This is a genomic window from Bacteroides sp. BFG-606 (assembly GCF_024788145.1).
GTDB lineage: Bacteria > Bacteroidota > Bacteroidia > Bacteroidales > Bacteroidaceae > Bacteroides > Bacteroides vicugnae.
The window spans coordinates 3619525-3641238 of the sequence record NZ_JANUIL010000001.1 but is presented as its reverse complement, the minus strand read 5'-3'; the positions used below and the strand labels follow the sequence as shown (position 1 = coordinate 3641238).

Genomic DNA, 21714 nt, shown 5'->3' with positions numbered 1-21714 from the left:
ATTATTTTCTCCCGAAATTCATTTTCCGGTATATCCTCTTATTTATCAGAGATTATAAAAGTGAACTGCAGCTTTCATAAGATGAGACCTATTCAACTGAAAATAATCCATTTAATCTAATATCATCCGGAGAACTACCGATCATTATCTGAAAAACTCCTGCCTCAACAGTTCGTTCCACATCTTGGTTTATAATACATAAGTCTTCTTCTGCCAAAGTGAAGATAATAGACTTTTCCTCTCCCTTTCTTAAAGGAAAACGTTTAAAATGTTTCAACTGCCTCATTGGCTGGACAACTGACGCATATTTATCCCTTATATAAAGTTGTGCCACTTCCTCCCCGTCATACTTCCCTGTGTTTTTCACATTAAATGAAACCTCAAAACAATAAGGGCCTTTCTGTACTATTTGTAAATCTGAATATTCAAAAGTGGTATAACTCATCCCGTAACCAAAAGTATAGATGGGCGATGCTGACATTTCTACATAATCATGGTTGCGGGGAGCTTTCTTATTATAATATACCGGAATCTGCCCTACTGACCGGGGAACAGATATTGGCAAACGTCCGGCAGGATTATAATCTCCAAATAAGACATCGGCTATCGCATTTCCACCTTCCTGTCCCGGATAATAGGCCGTTAATAATGCATCTGCATATTCCGAAGCCCAGTTTTTCTCTAACGGACGACCTTCGATATAAACTACAATCAATGGCTTTCCCGTTTGCTTCAAGGCTTCCAATAATTCTTGCTGTCTGCCAAGCAATGACAAAGTTGCACGATCGAATCCTTCACCACATTCCATATCACTAATGCTACCCTGTTCAGCTACTGCTGCACCTGTTTCTTTATAACTCGTTTTAAAGTCACGGGCACTGGAACCGCCCACCACTGCTATGACAACTTCAGCACAACGCGCAACGTCAACTGCCTGTTTTATTTCATTCACAGCAGTATCACGGATAGCGCAACCTTTCACATATTCCACACGCGAAGGAGATAGTTTAGCTATTATTCCATCAAGTACAGTTTTCACATTACTGTCTTCCTGAGGAGCGGTATAGTCTCCTAACATATTGTACCGATTGTCGGCATTAGGACCAATAACTGCCACTTTGTTTATTTTCTTGTTTAAAGGCAGAATTGAATTTTCATTTTTGAGCAATGTAATAGAGGCTTGTGCCATTTTACGTGCCAAACTGATATGTTCTTTACTGCGTACTATTTTTTCCGCAACCTTCGGTTCCACATAAGGATGCTCAAACAACCCCATCTCAAATTTCATCCGTAACACCCGGCAAACAGCAGTATCAATCACCGCTTTGTCCATTTGCCCGTTCTGAACTGCATGACAAAGATTAGTATAGGCATCTCCCCCTAGGTCAACGTCAACGCCCGCCATAACAGCGCTTATCGCAGCTTTTTCTTTTGTCGGAGCTACAAAGTGACTTTCATGAATGCCCTCAATACTATATAAATCGGACACAACAAAACCACGAAATTTCCACTCATTACGCAACAATTGAGTCAGCAAATAATGATTCGACGTACATGGAATGCCATCTATTGAGTTATATGAGGTCATGACTGATAATGCTCCTGCATCTATCGCCTTATGAAAAGGAGGAAGAAAGTTCTGATGCAAATCCCGAATACCTACTGATGCATAATTACCATTTTGTCCACCCTCCGGCACAGCATATGCCAGAAAATGTTTCAGCGTCGCTATGGTAGCGTACTTCTGCGATAAATCACCTCCTCCTAAACCTTCGACCATAGCTGCTCCTAAAACGCCACTCAACACCGGATCTTCTCCAAATGTTTCTTCCACACGAGACCAACGGGGATCACGAGTTAAATCAAGCACAGGCCCGTAACTTATATGCCCGCCTTGAGAACGAATCTCTTTAGCTATGACCTGCCCTACTTCTTTTATCAATTCCGGAGACCATGATGCCGCCATTCCTATACCCGTAGGAAAAACAGTAGTACCAATTGCCATATGCCCATGAGGGGCTTCTTCCGCTAGAAACATCGGGATTCCCAAACGGGTATTCTCCATCACATATTTTTGCAATGCATTTCCTGCTTTCGCTGCCAATTCAGGATTTAATCCACTCGATAATGTTTTCTTTGTCCATGGGTCTGCACGATAAGTCGCCCAAAGCATTCCTGCATTCCTTTCCTTGACAAGTTGCTTGAACTTCCCGGAAGGATAAACCTCATTTCCCTTTATTTCGTACATCTCCCACCCCAGAGGACAAAGTAATTGACCGACCTTCTCTTCTAAAGTCATACGGGAAAGCAAATCTGAAAGTCTTATATCTATTGACAGACTGGAATCTTTGTAAGCAGGTAATGAGAGAGAGGATTGAGTAAATCCCAAAGTACATACCATCTGTACTATCACCAAGATATACAATCGTTTTATCATAATGTTATATGCAGTAAAATGACTCAATTAATTTATAGTGTATTTCTAATCTTTCAAATAGAGATATTCAATCCTACTTACCCATTTCTCCTTCAAATATAACTGTATGTACAGGCTGATGAACATCATTTGTTATCAACTTAACCTTTGCATCCAATGGCTGGTTTGAAGATGATACATTTAATTCAAACAAAACTTCCAGACATTCATTTTGCTTCAAAATCTTTTCACCCCGGAGATTAGTAGAAACAAAATCCGGACATTCTATTTTGCGGATAATAAGAGGATTCGCCCCTTCATTAGTAACTTTTACTTTTCTCTGAATATGCTTTTTTAATGAGATATTCCCCAAATTAAAATAAGATTGTGAGCACTTCATCCGGGGAGCAGTTGCCGTGCTTACTTTTCTCATATCATCAATCACTGTTCCAAAGATTTGTATAGGAGAACTGTGTACGGAATTGGCACTAATAATAATCTTATCTTTAAATGTACCGTAAAAGCCTTTTAAAGGAAAAGCTGTTATTTTTATAGTCGCATAAGATCGACCTTGAAGAGATGATGGCATAGATATCGACAAACATCCACTCTTATGTAACAGCGAGTATGACAACTTGACCATTTTATCCGATCGGTTATAGACTCTAATTTCCTGTTGTTTTGACCTCCTATTATGTTGCAGCTGACCATAAAATAGAGTCATTCGGTCGACCAGAATATCTGATGATAAAGAATAAGGATATTCATCCTCTATACGATTAATTGTACTTATCGTACCTTTTACCCAAAGAGTATTGACACTTTGCCCTGAATTGGAAACAACCCTTATACTCTTAGAGAAAAAGTTTGTTCGCCCTTTAGGATCAAAAGTTACGGTAATAGTGCCTGTATGCCCAGGTTTTACAGGTTGTTTACTATAAACAGGAATGGCACACCCACAAGTTGAAATCACTTCTTCGATCACAACCGGAGAAGTATGCATATTAGTAAAATGAAAAGTATGACTCACTTTGCCTCCTGCTTCCTGAATATTACCAAAATTCCAAGTAGTAGTATCAAAACGCAATACAGCTTTTCCCTGTTGTTGAGCACATACGCCAACAGTAGAGCACAGTAAAACCATCAAAGCTGATATAAAACGTTTCATCATTATTTCTTTAAGTTAATATTGGGAGTTACGTAAAAACACAATAACTCCCAATATAAAATCACATTTTAATTATCTTGAGGCAAATCATTGAATTCTGCATCCCAAATGATATTTGCTGAAGCCGGGAAAGTTAAATCACGCCCATTGCCCGAACTGTCCTTCAATGTATTCCCTTCTCCTTCATCCAATTTCCAATAGCCATATAAGTCCGACGAAGATGGAGAAGCTATTGTACGCAAGTTAGCTTTTACCTCTTCCGCTGTCAGACATTTCTTCCACATACGAATATCAGAAATCAGACCATCAAAATACATACTTGAACTTGTATAACCAAACTGAATACCGGTCAACGTATATCCCACCTTGAATCTTTGAGAAGAAGATGGTCCCCAACGTTTAGTCGGTTTTGCAGAAGCAACTTCCTCACCGTTAATATATAAACGATAAGCAATCTCTGTATTCTGACCCGTTTTTGTTCCCTCACAAGTGATAGTCAACCTTACCCATTGATTAGCCGGTAACGTTATATTTTGATTAGCCAATGTCAAGTCACATTGACGATTACCAATATTAGACGCTCCCGTTACACCTGTTACACGTAGTTCACAACCACTAAAAACTTCATTATTATTGTTAGTATCTTTACCACGCCATGTACCTATATAATTAGTTCCACTGTGCCAACTATATGGATATACAAGCATTTCAAACGTATGTGTATTATCTTCAATCGTAACTACTTCATCATTTGCGAAACTTAACGTACGATACATATCCGTTGAATAAGAACTCATATTCAATCCCGGTATATAATCCAATTCTCCGTCAATGCTAATCGTAAAATAAGAAACAGAACGAGTGTCCGTTACAAATTGTCCTACACACGTTTCATCTATTGTTGCAACAATAGGAAGCAAATATTCTTCACCTTCCACCAAACCGAACAATGATGAAAACTTAACTGATAAGGAATTGGATTCTTGCTGTCCTGCCTTCACTATCGCATTTTTAGCTTGCAACTCATAGACAAAAGCGGGCATCATCTTATAAGACGTGTTATTTGCAGCATTATAAGCCTCTACCATACTTTCGTCCACGGCAATGTCACACAATAAAGTAGTAGCAGCAGGTTTATCCAGTTTGATAGTATAATCATAAACATAGCTTCCTGCATCCAGTATCTCCCTATAATCAATAGAAACAGGTCCTGCTTCCGACTGTGGCATCTCTATTGTTGGCAATTCAATAAAATCATTGTCATCATCCGAACAGGATGTGAATCCTACTCCTCCCAATAAAACAAGCAAAAGGAGAGTTAATCTATTTATATTGTTTTTCATTATCATACAGTCTATTCATTTATTATTACCTTATTCAAGACATTTATTCGTATCATCATAAGTCCAGTCAATCGTGATTCCATTCTTATAACTGATATCACGCTTTGACGGAGATAAATCATAGAAAGTAGTTCCTTCTCCTTCATTCATTCTCCAATAAGACACAAGTCCATTGGTAGAAGGGTCTACCCCACATACATTTGCTTTAATTTCACGAGCAGACAAAGGACGAGTCCAAAGGCGCATCTCACTCAAACGACCATAAAACAATTGTGAAGATTGATAACCTTTTGAAGGCATACCGATCTGTACTCCATAAAGCGCATATTCATACGGAGCAACTGTCATTGAGTTATCTTTCTCTCCATTAATATACAATGTCAACGTAGTGCCGTCATTTACCAAGGCAACAGCATACCAGGTATTTAAAGCAAAGCGAGTATTCGATGACATTTTCCCCTGTTTAGTTGTTACATGCAACTGGTTCGGCTCATCCGTTCCTTCACCAAAACGAAGCAGGTTCTGGTCACATTTAAAGCCTCCATCATCAATCGCTCCCCCTTCTACAGACGCTTCACTACCTCCAAATGAACAAACACGGGTAGTACCGGAAGCTCCGGAAGAACGGAATTTAGTGGCATATATCTTCACTTCCCATGTATAAGTAGGCAAGGAAGGAATAGGATCCGGAAGCAAAAATTGATAAGCCATAGAAGCCTGTCCTACATACGGAGCATGGAAACGCAATGTTCGAGATACTTTCAGGAAAATAGTACGTCCTGCTTCTATAATATCCAAATCTCCCGTCGCACTTTTTATGGTAACCGGTATCAAATAAACACGTCCCGGAACAAATTCCGAATCATCCGCAATTGAAAGAGAGGCAGCAGAAGAAATTGCCTGTCCTGCTGAAATCGTAACCTCCGGATTTTCAAATGTATATGATTTATCCGGAATGGGATAATAATTGGTTCCCATTTCCTCATTATAAGTATCAACCAGACTTGCATCAACAGCCAGGTTCACCTGAATATCCGATTCAACGCGAGAAGTTGAAGTCACAGAAACAGCATACGCAGATGGAAATCCATCAATGGCAAACTTTACCAATCTATCCGAAGATGTTCCGGTCATTAACAACCCGTCACCTTTTTGAGCGGCTTCCTGGCATCCCTGCAGCATAAAAGAAGCTATTCCTATCAAAGCTGCTCCCCATATCTTTTTTATATTATTCAATGTTTTCATACCTTGCATACAAATTTAAAATTCATCCATTTTCATCTTCCGTTTCTTGTTTAGTAGACTGTCGTACAGGCTTTCCGGCAGGATTTTGTTCCTGAATACCACGTCGAAGGCTATAATAAGGAATAGCGGTTTTCTCTTTATCACCTATAGCCTGATTAGCAGGACGAGTGGTATTGTATTCATATTCAAAATAATATCCGCCGAATCCGCCTTTTCGTCCTTGTGTAGGATTCCAGCGTGCCATACCTATTACAGAATAGATTGGATTGCCCCATGAATCTACTTTATTTCCATCAGCTTCCGTAAATTCGACTCCACCATTCTGCCAGTACCATCCCATTTGTTCCGTAGCAACGAATTTTTCAGGAGGACACCAGCTACTAAGCTGGTCAAATTTAGATTGCAAACTTTGAGCACTACCGGTGGTGTAACATTGTCGTACAAAATAATCGACATAAGGTTCTGTTTCCTTAGGAGGCAGCTGATTATAGAAGTCAACAATTAATAATTTGCCTGTATCCGATTGAGGACCGAAATAATTTCCTAATACCTTTATAAACTTTGTAAAGTTATCATTTTGCAACCAGTCGCCTTCCGGTTCGTAGTCCAAGTCCAAACCATCCAGATCATTACGCAACACACATCTCACAAGATGCATAGCATAAGCCTCGATACCTGCGTCGGTTTTAGGAAACTCCGTACTTCCAATACGGCAAATCGTACACATCACAACGCGAGTCCCCTTTACTGTACGGATATAATTCATTTCCTCATAAGCAGTCGGCAAATAACGCTCGTTATAATAACTAGTTTCTACATAAGCCGGATTGTTGGAAGGAATACCTGACCACAGACTGACGATGTCCAGACTATCCGGCAGACCAGTGAAATGAAGTCCCTGCGAAGGAGATGCTTCTGAAGTATAACCGGCATACCAGCCGAAACAAATAGCATGATCTGTTTTCTTATATTCACGCAGGTTCTGATAATATTCTTCATTATAAGTATTAGCTGCCTGTATAACTTCCGGTTCAATATCCGTATCACAACCACTCACAACAAATGTCAAGAGATAGGTGAACAAAAAATATACATAATTTCTTTTCATATTCTGCATTATTTAAGTAACCAATTATTTATTAGGCACATCCCACCACAATCTGACACCCGGGTTATCTACGCCACCTAAAAGTGTGATGCCTTTATCCAACTCTGTTCTATTCGTATTATATTCCGATTCCGGATAAGGTAATCTGCGGATTTGTATATTTGTGTCTACAGAACCTCCGGAACTTTCGTTCACAACAACCGGAAATACTTTCGGGTAACCGGTACGACGGAACTCTGTCCATGCCTCTTGTCCCACCGGATAAAGAGCAATGTACTTTTGAGTAATGATTTGTTCCAGATTTGTTTTAAAATCTCCCGATTCATCCCAAGCGATAGAAACAGTACCCAAAGCATCCATGGAATGAGATGATGTCACCGGATCCTCATAATTGGCAGGCACATATCCACCCGCTGCAGTTCTTGTCAGATACGCGTCAACTCCCGATGCACCATGTTCATCAAAAGACATTCTTATTCCATCTTCATAATACTTTTTAGCATCGGCATTCGTTCCCCAACGCAAAGCATATTCCGCCAACAAGAAATATGATTCGGATGAACGCATCCACACTACATTGGAAGTAGCAGTTGCCTGTGGTTCGGCAAAGATTCCTGTTATATATTTATCCTTACTTACGTCCTTTGACATTCCGGCTCTTATACCCCGATATTTTCCACCCGTACCTGCCTCGAAGTAAGCAGAAAGTCGTGGATCCTGATAACCATTCATGTATGAATCCAGCGTCGCTCCCATACAAATATCATCCCATCCTTTCAGAATATACAGAGGACTTTCATAAGTCGCAATCGGAGTAATATGCTGAAGTTCTGCTAAATCAGACTTCACATTCATCAAACCATAACTATTGCCAATAGCCAGTTGGGCTTCACTTTTTGCCTTTGTTTCATCCACATAGGCAAGATGCAATGCAAGACGCAAACGAAGTGAATTGGCAAACTTTATCCAAGATGTAACATCACCGTTGAACACACAATCCCATGATGACAAAACTTTACTTCCGGATGCAGCATAACTATCCAAGTTATTGATAGCTCCATCCAATTCTTCAAAGAATCTGTAATAAACATCCTTTTGCGAATCATAAGGCACTTCTTTTGAAACTCCAAAATTCAAATAAGGAATAGGCCCATAGGTATCTGTCACACGATGCATTGCCGCTACTTTCAGAATCTGCGCCATAGAAAACCGGGGATCTTCGTCATTGTTAATCGCTTTTCTTATTTCACGCCAGGCATTCATAGTCGTCAGGTAATTGGTAGTGAACATATCACCATACCAACTTCTTTTATCCCAATTGTAACGACCGGCAGAATTGATACTGGGAGCAGGAAAACCAAAATAGCCGATATACCCATCTCCACCCATCACTTCCACAGTCTGATATCTGTCCGAACCGATATTAAGTCCCGGTTGTGCTACCACCAGTACGTTCTGCTCCATCTGTAAAAGAAGAGAACCTGTTCTCACATTATCCCAATCCGTCATCTCATCGGTTGCTTCATTAGGATTGGTATTGTACTCCAGAAAATTCTTCGTACAACCTACATTTATCATGATTACTCCAAGGAGTAAGTAGTAGTAGTTCCTTACTTTAAAAAACTTACGTATGTTCATCATTATTTTTTTTAAAGGTTATCCAATTAGAAAGAAATCTTTGCAGAAAATCCCATCGATCTCAAACTCGGTTGCATGAAATAGTCCATACCCTGATTATAAGTACCGGTGCTTGCAGTAGATTCCGGATCAAATGGCGCCTTACAATACAGCATCCATAAATTCCGCCCTACAAAGGATACATTCAACCCTGAAATCCATTTACACCATTTATTGATCGGAACATCATAGCCCAAAGTCAATTCTCCCAAACGAACATTAGTCATACTATATACATACATAGAGCCTACATAACCTGTTCCATTAGCTCCGATAGTCTGATACCATGTCTGGGCATCAATCATCTGGCCGTTTATTTTCACTCCCCCATTATCCCGTGCCTCTGCCGATGTCTTAGACACTCCATAATAATCCATCACTGCTTGAGTGGCAGAAACTCCGATACCACCTACACGGGCATTCAACATAAATCCGAGGCTGATTCCTTTCCAGTTAAATTCATTTCTCCAACTAAGAGTATATTTCGGATTGGTATTACCGGCATAGACATAATTATTCTTATCAGTTTCCAAGACACCTGTCATTGAATTCATCCAGATATATCCATGCTCGTCAGTTCTCATTGTATTAACATACACATCTCCCATAGAGCCACCTACGGTTAGCCGTTGTTTGGCACCCCCTAATGAATAAACATCCATTTCATCCAAATGTACTGTCACTCCCAACTCTTCATTTGTATATTCAGGGAGCAATTGGTCTATGCGATTTCTGTTAAGCGACCATAGTAAAGTCGTTTTCCAATCTACAGGCCCTATATTCTGTTTAAATCCAAGAGCTAACTCAATTCCTTTATTTGTTACTTTACCTGCATTTACATATAATTTAGAATATCCGGTTGTTGTAGAAATTTCCGGGCTGAAAAGCTGATTCTCCGTATATGTCTTATAAGCTGTCACGTCCAGTGTCAGTTTATTATCAAACAGACCTAAATTAAATCCTCCTTCCCATGAATGAGTCCTCTCCGGTTTAAGGTCTTTTATCGGAAAATAAGAAGTGGTATTCAGCCCTCCCAACACCGCATAAGTAGTGATAGCCCTGAATCTTTCCGGTGCATTACCTACTTCGCTATACGAAAGGCGGACCTTTGCATAAGAAAGGATATTGGATTTCATTGTAAACATATTAGTCAGAATCGCTGAAGCACCGATAGAAGGATATAATATGGAAGAATGGTTTGTTCCTGCCAAAGCTGATATCCAGTCATTACGCAACGAGCCGTCTACATAAACCATGCCCCTATATCCTAATGAGAATGTTCCGAATAAAGAATTGGTACGATCGTGATAGTTCGTATTTTTATAGGTTAATTTACCGGAAACGTTCGCATTGTTAGAAGTAAACAGATTAGGAATGGTCAGCAATCCCCCTCCAAAATTCAGCTCCTTGTAATCCAGGTCCAATAAACTGGCACCTAAAGATGCTGTCAGATTCCATGTATCGTGATAGAAATATTTATTAATATTCAACATGGCATCGGCATATATCTGACTGGTATTTTTGTTCGATTGCACGTATGCTCCTTTATCCGAGTTTTCAGCAATCACATTCAAAGTAGAAGCATACATTTTCTTTTCCGAGTTGATTGTTTCCTTATCCAGCTTCACGCGTCCGGAAACATTCAACCAATCTGTTATCGTATATTTTAGTGAACCGCTTGCCAGAAAACGGTCTTTCTTGTTGGTATACATATTCCGGTTCGTAATCCAGTAAGGATTCTGCATGGATAATCCATTTTCTTTCAATGGCCAGAACTGTGTTTTTATGTTACGGTCTACATCATATCGTTCATAATACTGATATTTTGAGAAATCATCACCGCGCGGAAATAAATAAACGGGAACCAATGGATTTGCATACTCTCCCTGCGACAACATATTCTGTTCCTTTACATTAGAATACATAAAACTTAAATCCATCGTCAGTTTATCATTCAGCATAGAGGTAGTGTTACGAACAGAGAAATTATATCTGTCCAAGTCATTATTCTGAATGATACCCCGTGCATTTACGGCACCTACGGATACATAGGTTTGATTTTTTTGTGTCCCTGTAGTCAGACTTACAGTGTTCGCTACATTGTAACCTGTCTGGAAAAAATCTTTGACCTCATAATCGGTAGGAGATGACAATTTAGATGCCCAACTATACCACTCTCCTGTTTCCGAACCATACGTATTCTGGAATTCCGGCAATCGGAATGGTGAATAGAAGGTTGAATTATTACTGTATGTCAATCTGGTTTTATCTACAGCCCCTTTCTTCGTTGTGATAAGTACCACACCATTGGCAGCAGCCGAACCGTATAGTGCAGCGGCGGCCGATCCGCTAAGTACTGAAATTGATTCTATATCATCAGCGTTGAAGTTAGCCAATCCGTCACCGGATTGTCCGGCACCCGTATACTGATCGTCGGGTTGTTCACCAGATATATTAGCCAAAGGAACTCCATCTACTACATATAGAGCGTTGTTATTACCGGATATAGACTTCGTACCACGCATTACCACACGGGCACCACCTCCAATACCGGATGAACTTGCATTGATATTCACACCTGCCACTTTACCGGCAAGACTGCTCATCACATTCATATCTTTCGCCTTTGCCACTTCGTCACCGCTAATCTGCTGCACATTGTATGTCAAAGACTTGGTTTCGCGTTTAATACCCAAAGCCGTTACAACAACCTCATTCAAAACTTTTGTATCTTCCGTCATCACGATAGAAAGCGATTTATTATCTGTAACCTTCACCTCTTGAGAAGCATATCCAATATAAGAGATCTCCAATACCGCCCCCTTTTTAGCTTGAATCTGAAAGTTTCCGTCGAAATCTGTAATAGCACCGGTAGTTGTTCCTTTTACTTTCACATTCACTCCGATCAAAGGTTCTCCTTTTGTATCTTTCACTGTACCTTTTACTTGAATAATCGGATCTTGCTCTGTTACATTTAATTTAGTGGTAGACAAGATAATCTGCTTATCAACTACTGTATAAGTAACGTTGGTTCCTTTAAACACCTCATCAAGAATATCCAGGATCTTACCTGAATTGTTTCTCACAGAAACAATACGGTTCTTCTGAATTGTTTTATCATTATAAAGGAAAACATAGTCGGACGTCTCCTCTATTTTATTCAGTACCTGTTCTACAGATACATTGTTCATTGAAATGGCAACCCGCGTTCGCTGGGCATAGCCATCTTCGGCAGAAAGTTGTAATACTACTGCGAAAAGTAGTGCTAGACTAATCCTCATAACTAAAGGAAGTTTTAGATTTAAAGCATATTTAGGACATAATGCTGTAAATGAATGATTTTTTTTCATACATTTGTGGCTAACTAAAGTTTATTACTAAATGAACTATGGTTTGATTCCGGCTAGTGTTTACGAGACCTTGTGCCGTGAATCTGGAAAATTCGGAGGAAGACAGCTGTTGGTAGCAGCTTTCTTCCTTTCTTTTATTCTCTAGTGTTATTCCATGGGCTTTTATTTTAAGGGTTACTACTCTAATATAAATCTACTCTAATTTTAGTCTTTGATAATGTATCATCAGCCTGCTGTTGCGGTTCTTCAATTTTCCATTTTAAATCGGCGGACCTGGCCAGATAATCCAATATCTGCGACAGAGTTTCAGTCCGGAAAGTAGCCCGGTATTTATATTCTTTTCCAGACCTATTGTTAAACTGAATTTCTACATTGAAGTGTCGTTCCAAACGCTTCAGGATTTCTTCTAATGAAGCATTTCTGAAAATTAGTTTTCCATCTTTCCAAGCTATCTTTCCATAAACATCCACTTTTTTTTTTTCGACTTTTGACTCTGTTTATCGTAAAGCAACTGTTCTCCAGGAGCCAATACAATTGTTTCCTGATTAGGGGTTATCACATTTACTTTACCCTTTTCCAATACTGTTTCTATATAATTATCATCCTCATAAGCAGCTACATTAAATTGGGTACCATAAACATATACGCTCAAACCATTCGGAGTGTTTACATAAAAAGGACGCTCTTTATCTGCCTGCACTTCGAAATATGCTTCACCTTTCAACTCTACTAACCGGTTGTCTTTCTTGAAAGTGGTAGGATAACGCAATGTACTACCTGCATTCAACCATACTACAGAACGATCCGGAAGTTCATAACGTATGACAGAACCGGTAGCGGTTACCACCTCTGCATATTTCTCGTCAGTTTCTGTTCCACTAAAATATAAATATCCCAAAATCAGAGAAGAGAGAAATAAAGGTATAGTCAGAAATGCTGCATAACGCATCAATTGATTATACATGTTCTTTCTTCTATTAGTTTTTATTTTGGCTTGTGCTTGATAATAGGCACCCAATACATTAATGGATTCCATTTCTTTAATATCATCTCCCAATGCTTGTGCTTTACGGAGCAATGATTCCGGACTCATATTTTCCATATTTTCTTTCAAAATCTTATCTTTTAATTGTAATTACATTTATAATACAACTGAAGCAATTGGAAAAGGACAGCAAATACAAACTTTTTTTTTATTTTATTTTTCGAGCCATGCCAAATTGAAGCGGTAATGCAATCGGCTACTAAGGATATGAACCACATTATCAGGAGTTTGTATTCCTGCAAGATAACCACGTGGTTCAGCATGATTTTCATCCATTTCGAAATATCCCGTCCATGCTCCACCGTTTAAAAAGCGATATTCACCGTCCGTCAGTAGTTTTCTTACTGGCCATGTTTTTCCCTCATCGTAGGAAAGAGCCGCGTACATGCCATATCCTTTCTTCACATTTCCATTTTTATTCTTAAATTCCAGACCACGTTCTTCCAAAGGCGTACGTTGCGGATGGTCTGTGAAAGAAACCAATAGCAAAGGGCCTTCATTCAGTCGCATTAAAACAAGACGCTGACCTCCGTCAATAGGAGGGAGTTCGCTTGCTCCATATTTCCAGTTCTTTCCCATATCATCTGATATGCTCATTGGCATTCGGAGCTTTCCTTCTTTATTCCGTATGCTATTACCACGCCCCATAGCCATCAAACTTCCGTTTCCTAATTGTACAATTCCCGCATGGATACCTGCGATTGTACTTCCCGTTCCTCCTTCTTTGAAATCCGGCAAAGGAGCGCCATCCCAAGGATCGCACCATGTTTTTCCTCCATCTTTACTGATTTGAACAGCTGCCCCATCATGACTGCCAGGACCCGCATCACAGGCTTGAACCATCCATCCCTCACGTGTGCGAATCGTACCAGCTATAACCTGATGACGTTTGGTATGTTCGGGAGCTATCAGTTTAGGAGTGCTCCATGAAGCACCGTTATCTGTACTGGTACGTAGTACCATTGCGAGATTCTGCCAGTCTCCCGATGCTTCCACTCCATTGATATGATACAATTTTCCTTTCCCGTCATTGAGCAAAGCACTTCCTGTCATATTCCGATCCGGAACTTTAAAGAATAAAGAAGCCACATCCCAATCAGTATGCCCGGCACGCAAGCGGGAACCGAGTACTACCATCCCTCTCCCATTCTCTTCATTTGCAGAAAACCATATTGCCAGCAAATCTCCATTATCACACCACGTAACTGCAGGCTGATGATTATGCAGATAAAATGGGGTATTCGAATCACATGCCGGACGTACCACAAATGGTATCGGAGGCAAAAACATCGGTGTGATAGCAGATACTTTCTTCCATTTTATAGATGTATTTTCTACAGATTTCTGATTGAACGGGACAGGAACAAATGTCCCTGATACATTCAAACGAGTATCTGCTTCCACAATTCTAAATCCGGTTTGGGAATGTTTATCTTCCGGGAGCATAGCCAGCCGATTGGCACTTCGCAAGTATTTCTCCGGGGTGTGATGACTCCCTCCTCTAGTGACCCGAAACTCTCCTGCCAATGGTCCTGCCGGGTCTTTCTGCTTTTCTGCGGAATAAGGAGCATACCAATCCAAGCACCATTCTTCCACATTTCCATGCATATCATAAAGCCCGAATGTATTAGGAGGAGTCTGGGCAACTTTTAAAGATACCGGATCAAAATCACGAACCACTTTTTGATTCCGATGATAAACTGCAGGTAACCCGTCTCCTGTAGAAAATAGTGTGTATGTGCCTGCCCGGCAAGCATATTCCCATTCTGCTTCTGTTGGCAAACGATAGTTTTTGCCTTCTTTCCGGCTAAGCCATTCACAAAAGGCAACAGCATCGGAATAACTCACATTGACAACAGCTTCATCATCTTCCAGCGAAACACCGTTTTTTCCTCGTAATGCCCGATGTTCCGGACGGAATGATTCATATTGCGCATTCGTTATTTCAGTGATTCCCATACGAAACGGGCGAGAGATTACTACCTGATGGATAGGAGCCTCATCAAAATTTTCGCCTAATCCGTCACTTCCCATATAAAAACTTCCGGCAGGTATTTCAGTCATCGGAATAAAAGACTTGGAAACTTCTTGAGAATGTATTGGCAAACAAAAGGTTATAGCCAATAAAAAAAACTTGTTCTTCATATTTTAATCCTGTTTATATATAATACAATTATCCTATATACAAAAGGACAGTCTCATCCGATTATTTTTTATTCATTAGAGTTGAAAGCAAAAAAAGAATCGAAAATTAGGCTTTGATAATTATCTTATTATATATTTGCAGCAAAATGAAAAACTACAGAACCTCAAAATAATGAAAATATCTTTTTCCAAACAGACTAAAGAACGGGCTTTCAAACAACTTTATGAGGAGTATTACGCCCCATTTTGTTTGTATGCAAAAAGGTTTGTTGATGATAAAGAAACACGTGAAGACATCGTTTCGGATGTATTCACCTCATTATGGGATAAACTGGATACTGATTCTTTTGATCTTCAATCGGACACTGCATTAGCTTACATCAAAATGTGCGTAAAAAATAGCTGCCTGAATTTCCTGAAACATCAGGAATATGAATGGAGCTATGCGGAAAATATACAGAAAAAAGCTCCTGTCTATGAAACAGAACCGGATAGTGTATATACTCTTGACGAACTGTACAGAATGTTGTATGAAACATTGGACAAACTTCCGGAGAACTACCGTACAGTATTTATAAAAAGCTTCTTTGAAGGCAAAACGCATGTAGAAATTGCAGAAGAGATGAATCTCAGTGTGAAATCTATCAACCGTTACAAGCAAAAGACAATGGAACTTTTGCGCAATGAACTGAAAGACTATCTGCCATTGTTACTTTTGTTATTCCATCGCGCATAACAGCCACTTCTTATCAACACATACAAACTATTACTTGTCCATCCGGAAAGTATTAATAGTAAAGTTGTTATTGCCTAATAGCAAACTTCCAATCCTTTATATATAAAGCTGCTTTCGACTAATCATAAACTATAAATGCAAGCTTCGTTTTTATAATCAAAGGTTTCATTTATAAAAATGAAACTTGCAATTATATAATCAAAGCTTGCAATTATAGTTTATAATAGGTGAAAAACAAGTTTACTATTAACCCCAAACAAGTTTATCTATAATGAAGAATAACTTTGCTATTAATGATTTAGGCGTAAAATAGCAGTAGATTGTTATACAACTGCTATGAGAAATAACGAGAATGAGTATGAGAAATGCCTATTTTTAGGGATAAATCACAGGAAAAGTATGAGAAATGCCAACTTTTAAAAGTATTTCTCATATTCTATTACATTATGTTTCAACTGGTTGACTTATATTCATGAGAATATGAGAAATAGAATTGCCAAATCATTTATGGGAGGCTGAATTCAAGTTGTAAATGCGACACCTCCTTATTTTACAAGTTCACTAGTTTTACCGGAAACCTCAACTACATTATTGCATCATCATGTAGTTCTATGGATGAGAACTGATGCGAATGGGAAAGGTATGATGCTGCCAAAGCGCGACATCCGACACGATCTATTTTGCCGTTTTCCGTCTGTGGAATAGATTCTGTAATAAAAATATGTTTGGGACGATAATATGGTTCCAATGTTGTCTGCAACTTATTTTCTATCTCTCTTGTGTCCAATTGTCCCACTATCAACAAAGTCACAGCCTGCCCTAAACGCGGGTCGGGAACAGAAGTGATGACAAATGGCACAGGAATAAACGGCCGGAGCAACTTCTCCAGTTCTTCCGCCTGAATCTTAATCCCTCCGCTATTGATTACATTATCTTTTCGCCCCAGAATCATAAAACTTCCATCGGGATAGATACGTGCAATGTCATTGGTCTGCAATGTTTCGTCACATACCAAAGGAGCATCGATGACTAATGTATTCTCTGCGGATAAAGACAATTTTACTGAAGGAAATGGATAATAATGTTCTGAAGCCGATGCTCCATTCAAACGACGAAGGGCAATATGCGACAAGGTTTCGGTCATGCCATAAGTGGAGTAAACCGCCGTCGGAAGATGTTTGATCTCCGTTTCCAGAGCCTCATCGACGGCTCCGCCTCCTATAATCAGAATATCCGTTTGTTTTAATCGCTCTTTTTCTTCGGGAACCTGCAATGTGTTATAAACTTGCAATGGAACCATTGCAACAAATCTCAAAGATTCTTTTATATCAGCCATTGGATGACCGGAAGCGGGACGAACAAGCAGGTTCAAACCTGCGACCAAAGAACGTACCACTACCATCATGGCACCGATATAACGAAGGTTCATACATAATAATGCCGACTCACCTTTCTTCAAATTCAGAAACTCACAGGTCAGGCGCGCACTTTGCATCATCCGGTCCTTACGTACCATCAGTTCTTTAGGTGTACCCGTAGAGCCTGATGTATGAACCGTAATGACCGGAGAATCATTGAACCATTCGTTCAGGAAAAGATATAAATCCCAATAAGCAGGAGAATGAGCTTCCGCTCCTCCTGCTATCAATTGACGTATATCTTCAGAAGTGTATTCTTTTCCGTCCAGTAACAGACATTGTTGTTGTCGGTTGAATATCATCACAACATCCTTTAAATATCATCCTTTAAATATCATCCTTTAAATATCATCCTTTAAATATTATCCTTTGCAAAACCACAAGCAATCTTTTCTTATTTCAAGGGGCACTTCCACATTATCCGTAAAAAGCAATCCTGTCCCCAATCCCTGTGGCAACGGATTATTGAATGTTGCACACCACTGTGCAATAGCGTTCAAACCGATGTTTGATTCCAGAGCGGAAGTGACCCACCAGCCGATATGTCGCTTTTCAGCTTCGGTAATCCATTCGTCCCCTCCGCACATTCCTCCGTGAAGGGAAGGTTTAATAACAATATATTGCGGACGGATGGTTGAAAGCAGTTCTTGTTTTCTTTCCAACGTGTTGTACCCTATCAATTCTTCATCCAAAGCTATCGGTAATGGAGATGCGGAAGTAAGGCGTGCCATTTCCTCCCATTGTCCGGCACGGATCGGCTGTTCGATAGAGTGCAGATCAAGTTCGGACAGACGCTTCAGCTTTTCCATGGCATCAACCGGAGAAAAAGCACCATTCGCATCTACACGCAACTCTATTTCCTTAGAGGAGAAATGTGAACGGATATAACGTAGCAATGCCAACTCTTCTTCAAAGTTGATAGCACCAATCTTTAGTTTGATACAACGGAATCCGGCTTCCATCTTTTTCTCAATCTGGGATAACATACAATCATAATCTCCCATCCAGATAAGACCGTTGATGGGAATCCCCGTCTCTCCACGTGAGAAAGCCGTATCACATAAAGCCCAGTTTCCTGCAAAGAAATGCCGGATGGCCGTTTCCAGACCAAATAAAATGGAAGGATAGTCGCACAAACCATCCATATCCAATATTCCTTGTTCTCTCTCCACTTGCCGGCAAACTTTCATTAATATATCTTCGTAATCAGGAAGATCATCGCAACTCAAAGCGGGCAAAGGTGCACACTCTCCTATTCCCACTCTGCCCGGAAAGTCAGGAGAGGTGAAATGAAGATACCAGACTTTACGCGTAGTATATGTTCCCCGGGAAGTCCCTGCCGGTTGCTTGAAATGAAGCAACCGGGGAATGATTTCTATTTTACAGTTCATTGTGAATAAATTCTCTATTCACCACAGAGTAACATAGAGCCCCACGAAGTTTTAGTAATCAGATCTCTTGCAGTTCTCCTGCAGCCCTCTTACAGTTCTGCTTTGCAGAAAAAATAAACTCTGTGTTACTCTGTAGTGAAATCGGTTTAAGGGAATTTCGGATATTGTTTGAAGTTCGGTTTACGTTTCTCCAGAAATGCATTCTTTCCTTCCTGTGCTTCATCCGTCAGGTAATAGAGCAACGTTGCATCGCCCGCGAGTTCCTGAATACCTGCCTGGCCATCCAGTTCGGCATTCAATCCCGCTTTAATCATGCGCAAAGCCAACGGACTAAGCAACATCATTTCTTCCGCCCACTGCACATATTCATCTTCCAACTGTTCCAAGGGGACCACCTTATTCACTAATCCCATGTCCAGTGCTTCCTGCGCATTGTATTTCCGGCAGAGGAACCAAATTTCACGTGCTTTCTTTTGGCCTACCACACGTGCCAGATAAGACGCACCGAATCCGGCATCAAAGCTGCCCACACGAGGACCAGTCTGACCGAAGATGGCATTTTCCGAAGCGATGGATAAATCACATACTACGTGAAGTACATGTCCGCCACCAATGGCAAAGCCGTTCACGGCGGCAATCACAGGTTTCGGGATGCTACGAATCTGCTTCTGTACATCCAATACGCTCAAACGAGGCACACCGTCTTTCCCGATATATCCGCCACGTCCTTTCACATTTTGGTCGCCTCCCGAACAGAATGCCTTATCTCCGGCTCCGGTAATCACAATCACGTCAATATCCGCTTCTTCACGGCAAATACGCAATGCATCACTCATTTCGGCAGTAGTAGTCGGGGTAAATGCATTCCGATAACGTTCACGGTTGATTGTGATGCGGGCAATTCCATTATAATAATCAAAAAGAATATCGTCGTATTCTCTGATGGTTGTCCACTCTCTTTGTGTTGACATAATCTATTTTTGTTTTAATTGATGATAATAATTCTTCAACATACGCGCATCCTTGTTTTTATTGGTAAACACTTCCAGCAGCACTGGCTGTTCCATAGCCTCCGGTTGGGTGAAAGTTTTCATCGCTTCAGCCAGTTCTTCATCATTTTGCGCTTGCAGATAGAGGAAGCCACGTTCCTCCGCCCAGCCTTTGGCCGACGTTTTATGGACTGCTGCAATAAATTTATGTGAGGTTCCCGACATATCCAATCCCGGTAAAGTATGGAAAATCTCTCCTCCTCCGTTATTTAATAAAAGGATACGCAAGTTAGAACGGACGTTGATATTCCACAACGCATTCATATCATAGAAGAAACTTAAATCTCCGATAGCTATAAAATTCAGTTTATCGGAAGCTGCCGCATAGCCGACTGCCGTAGACAGTGAACCTTCAATGCCACTTGTTCCCCGATTGCAACAGACCTCAATCGTGGAAGGGATCGAATACAACTGCGCATAGCGAACCACCGAACTGTTTGCCAGATGCAAGGCGCACGACTCCGGCAAGGCTTTCAGCAACGCACCGACAGCCGACATCTCCGAATAAGCAAAATCCGGTTCGGGGATAATCTTGCAATAATTCTCCCATACACGTGGATATTCAGGAGTCCGGTTATCCAGCAGACTGGCAATCTTCTCCAAAAACTCGAACGGATCCATCTCGATCACCGTAGTTAATGAGCCGTACAAATCGACCACCTCACCGTCCGGCGATACGTGCCAATGTTCTTTAGGCGGATGCTGGCGAAGGAACTTCTTCAACCGTTTGGAAACCACGTGTCCACCATAAGTAATCAGCAATTCGGGAACCATCTGACCTACCTTCTCTTCGGGCATGGCATAAAGCGCCGCATCAAAATTCTTCACCGGAATACCGGGAACTGTCTGGTTGCCGATATGTTCTGTCAACCAGGCAAAATGTTTATATAATAACTTGATATATCTTTTCTCAAACAGATAGATAAGATTCATCTGACCGATGATAATCATACGCTTCTGATATTTATTCATCCGGTCGATCAGATCGTTATAATCACGGTCGTAGACATTCAATCCCTGATAACGGGTAATGACACGCACTGCGGGTAGTGAATCGGCCGTAAACTGAAACAGCGGTTCGGAAACAGGTACATTGATATGTACCGGACCTTTCCCATGATGGGTCATCTCCAGCAAAGCCTCATTCACCAGACGATTGCAATACCACTCATCTTCTTCCGTGTGAATCTCCGGAAGGTTCACCGATTTCTTGACCAACGTCCGAAATACGTCTGGTTGCGGAACGGTCTGTCCATCCATCTGTCCGATCCAGGCAGCGGGACGGTCTGCAGAAATGACGACTAAAGGAACATTCTGGTAAAATGCTTCCGCCACAGCCGGATGAAGGTTTAATAACGCTGTACCGGAAGTGCAACAGACAGCAGCAGGCTTACCACCATTCAACGCAAGACCAATGGCAAAATAACCGGCACTCCGTTCATCAGTCACCGGATAACAGGTAAAATTCGGGTGGTTAGACAAAGTATGCACGATGGGCGTGTTACGGCTACCCGGACACAATACAACTTTGGTAATCCCATGCGCCTCGAGCAACGCAACCAACTGGAGTATGTTCTTCTTGTCTGTATACATGACGGTTAATGATTAGTGAATTAGTGATTA

At 40.6% G+C, this 21714-nt stretch carries 13 protein-coding genes and 1 pseudogene; 1 reads left to right on the top strand and 13 read right to left on the bottom strand.

The genetic code is table 11. From position 1 onward, the window contains the following. Positions 1-88: 88 nt before the first annotated feature. The 9 genes and pseudogenes from NXV01_RS13555 to NXV01_RS13515 all read right to left on the bottom strand — a co-directional run bounded on the left by NXV01_RS13555 (position 89) and on the right by NXV01_RS13515 (position 15497). On the bottom strand, positions 89-2437 hold the full coding sequence (locus NXV01_RS13555) for a glycoside hydrolase family 3 N-terminal domain-containing protein (RefSeq protein ID WP_259022649.1): 2349 nt from the start codon (positions 2435-2437) through the stop codon (positions 89-91). Positions 2438-2510: 73 nt separating this feature from the next. Next, positions 2511-3587 carry a DUF1573 domain-containing protein gene (locus NXV01_RS13550; RefSeq protein ID WP_259022648.1) on the bottom strand — a complete coding sequence of 359 codons (1077 nt, stop codon included), beginning with the start codon at positions 3585-3587 and terminating at the stop codon, positions 2511-2513. Between the two features lie 65 nt (positions 3588-3652). After that, positions 3653-4927, bottom strand: a complete 1275-nt coding sequence (locus NXV01_RS13545; protein ID WP_234132107.1) for a BT_3987 domain-containing protein — start codon at positions 4925-4927, stop codon at positions 3653-3655. A gap of 30 nt (positions 4928-4957) precedes the next feature. Next, a complete protein-coding gene (locus NXV01_RS13540) occupies positions 4958-6172 on the bottom strand; it encodes a DUF1735 and LamG domain-containing protein (protein WP_259022647.1) in 1215 nt (404 codons plus the stop codon). A 22-nt stretch (positions 6173-6194) separates the two neighbouring features. Beyond that, the gene (locus NXV01_RS13535) at positions 6195-7280 is read right to left on the bottom strand and encodes an endo-beta-N-acetylglucosaminidase family protein (protein ID WP_258979984.1); all 1086 of its coding nucleotides are present in this window, start codon (positions 7278-7280) and stop codon (positions 6195-6197) included. Positions 7281-7304: 24 nt separating this feature from the next. Beyond that, positions 7305-8921, bottom strand: a complete 1617-nt coding sequence (locus NXV01_RS13530) for a SusD/RagB family nutrient-binding outer membrane lipoprotein (RefSeq protein ID WP_234132110.1) — start codon at positions 8919-8921, stop codon at positions 7305-7307. 23 nt (positions 8922-8944) lie between these two features. Then, positions 8945-12238 carry a SusC/RagA family TonB-linked outer membrane protein gene (locus NXV01_RS13525; protein WP_234132111.1) on the bottom strand — a complete coding sequence of 1098 codons (3294 nt, stop codon included), beginning with the start codon at positions 12236-12238 and terminating at the stop codon, positions 8945-8947. A 251-nt stretch (positions 12239-12489) separates the two neighbouring features. Next, positions 12490-13409 (bottom strand): annotated as a pseudogene (locus NXV01_RS13520) (FecR family protein). 96 nt (positions 13410-13505) lie between these two features. After that, positions 13506-15497 (bottom strand): SUMF1/EgtB/PvdO family nonheme iron enzyme, encoded by a 1992-nt coding sequence (locus tag NXV01_RS13515; RefSeq protein ID WP_259022644.1) that lies wholly within the window; start codon positions 15495-15497, stop codon positions 13506-13508. A gap of 172 nt (positions 15498-15669) precedes the next feature. Between NXV01_RS13515 and NXV01_RS13510 the strand changes: the two genes are divergently transcribed. Further along, positions 15670-16233: an RNA polymerase sigma-70 factor gene (locus tag NXV01_RS13510; protein WP_074557731.1), complete on the top strand. Its 564-nt coding sequence runs from the start codon at positions 15670-15672 to the stop codon at positions 16231-16233. A gap of 583 nt (positions 16234-16816) precedes the next feature. Here the strand turns inward: NXV01_RS13510 and NXV01_RS13505 are convergent. The 4 genes from NXV01_RS13505 to menD all read right to left on the bottom strand — a co-directional run bounded on the left by NXV01_RS13505 (position 16817) and on the right by menD (position 21684). After that, positions 16817-17953, bottom strand: a complete 1137-nt coding sequence (locus tag NXV01_RS13505) for an AMP-binding protein (RefSeq protein ID WP_195649865.1) — start codon at positions 17951-17953, stop codon at positions 16817-16819. Positions 17954-18013: 60 nt separating this feature from the next. Beyond that, positions 18014-19042 (bottom strand): o-succinylbenzoate synthase, encoded by a 1029-nt coding sequence (locus tag NXV01_RS13500; protein WP_074638797.1) that lies wholly within the window; start codon positions 19040-19042, stop codon positions 18014-18016. 146 nt (positions 19043-19188) lie between these two features. After that, the gene (gene menB, locus NXV01_RS13495) at positions 19189-20013 is read right to left on the bottom strand and encodes a 1,4-dihydroxy-2-naphthoyl-CoA synthase (protein WP_004310001.1); all 825 of its coding nucleotides are present in this window, start codon (positions 20011-20013) and stop codon (positions 19189-19191) included. 3 nt (positions 20014-20016) lie between these two features. Next, the gene (gene menD, locus NXV01_RS13490; RefSeq protein ID WP_195649863.1) at positions 20017-21684 is read right to left on the bottom strand and encodes a 2-succinyl-5-enolpyruvyl-6-hydroxy-3-cyclohexene-1-carboxylic-acid synthase; all 1668 of its coding nucleotides are present in this window, start codon (positions 21682-21684) and stop codon (positions 20017-20019) included. Positions 21685-21714 lie beyond the last annotated feature (30 nt).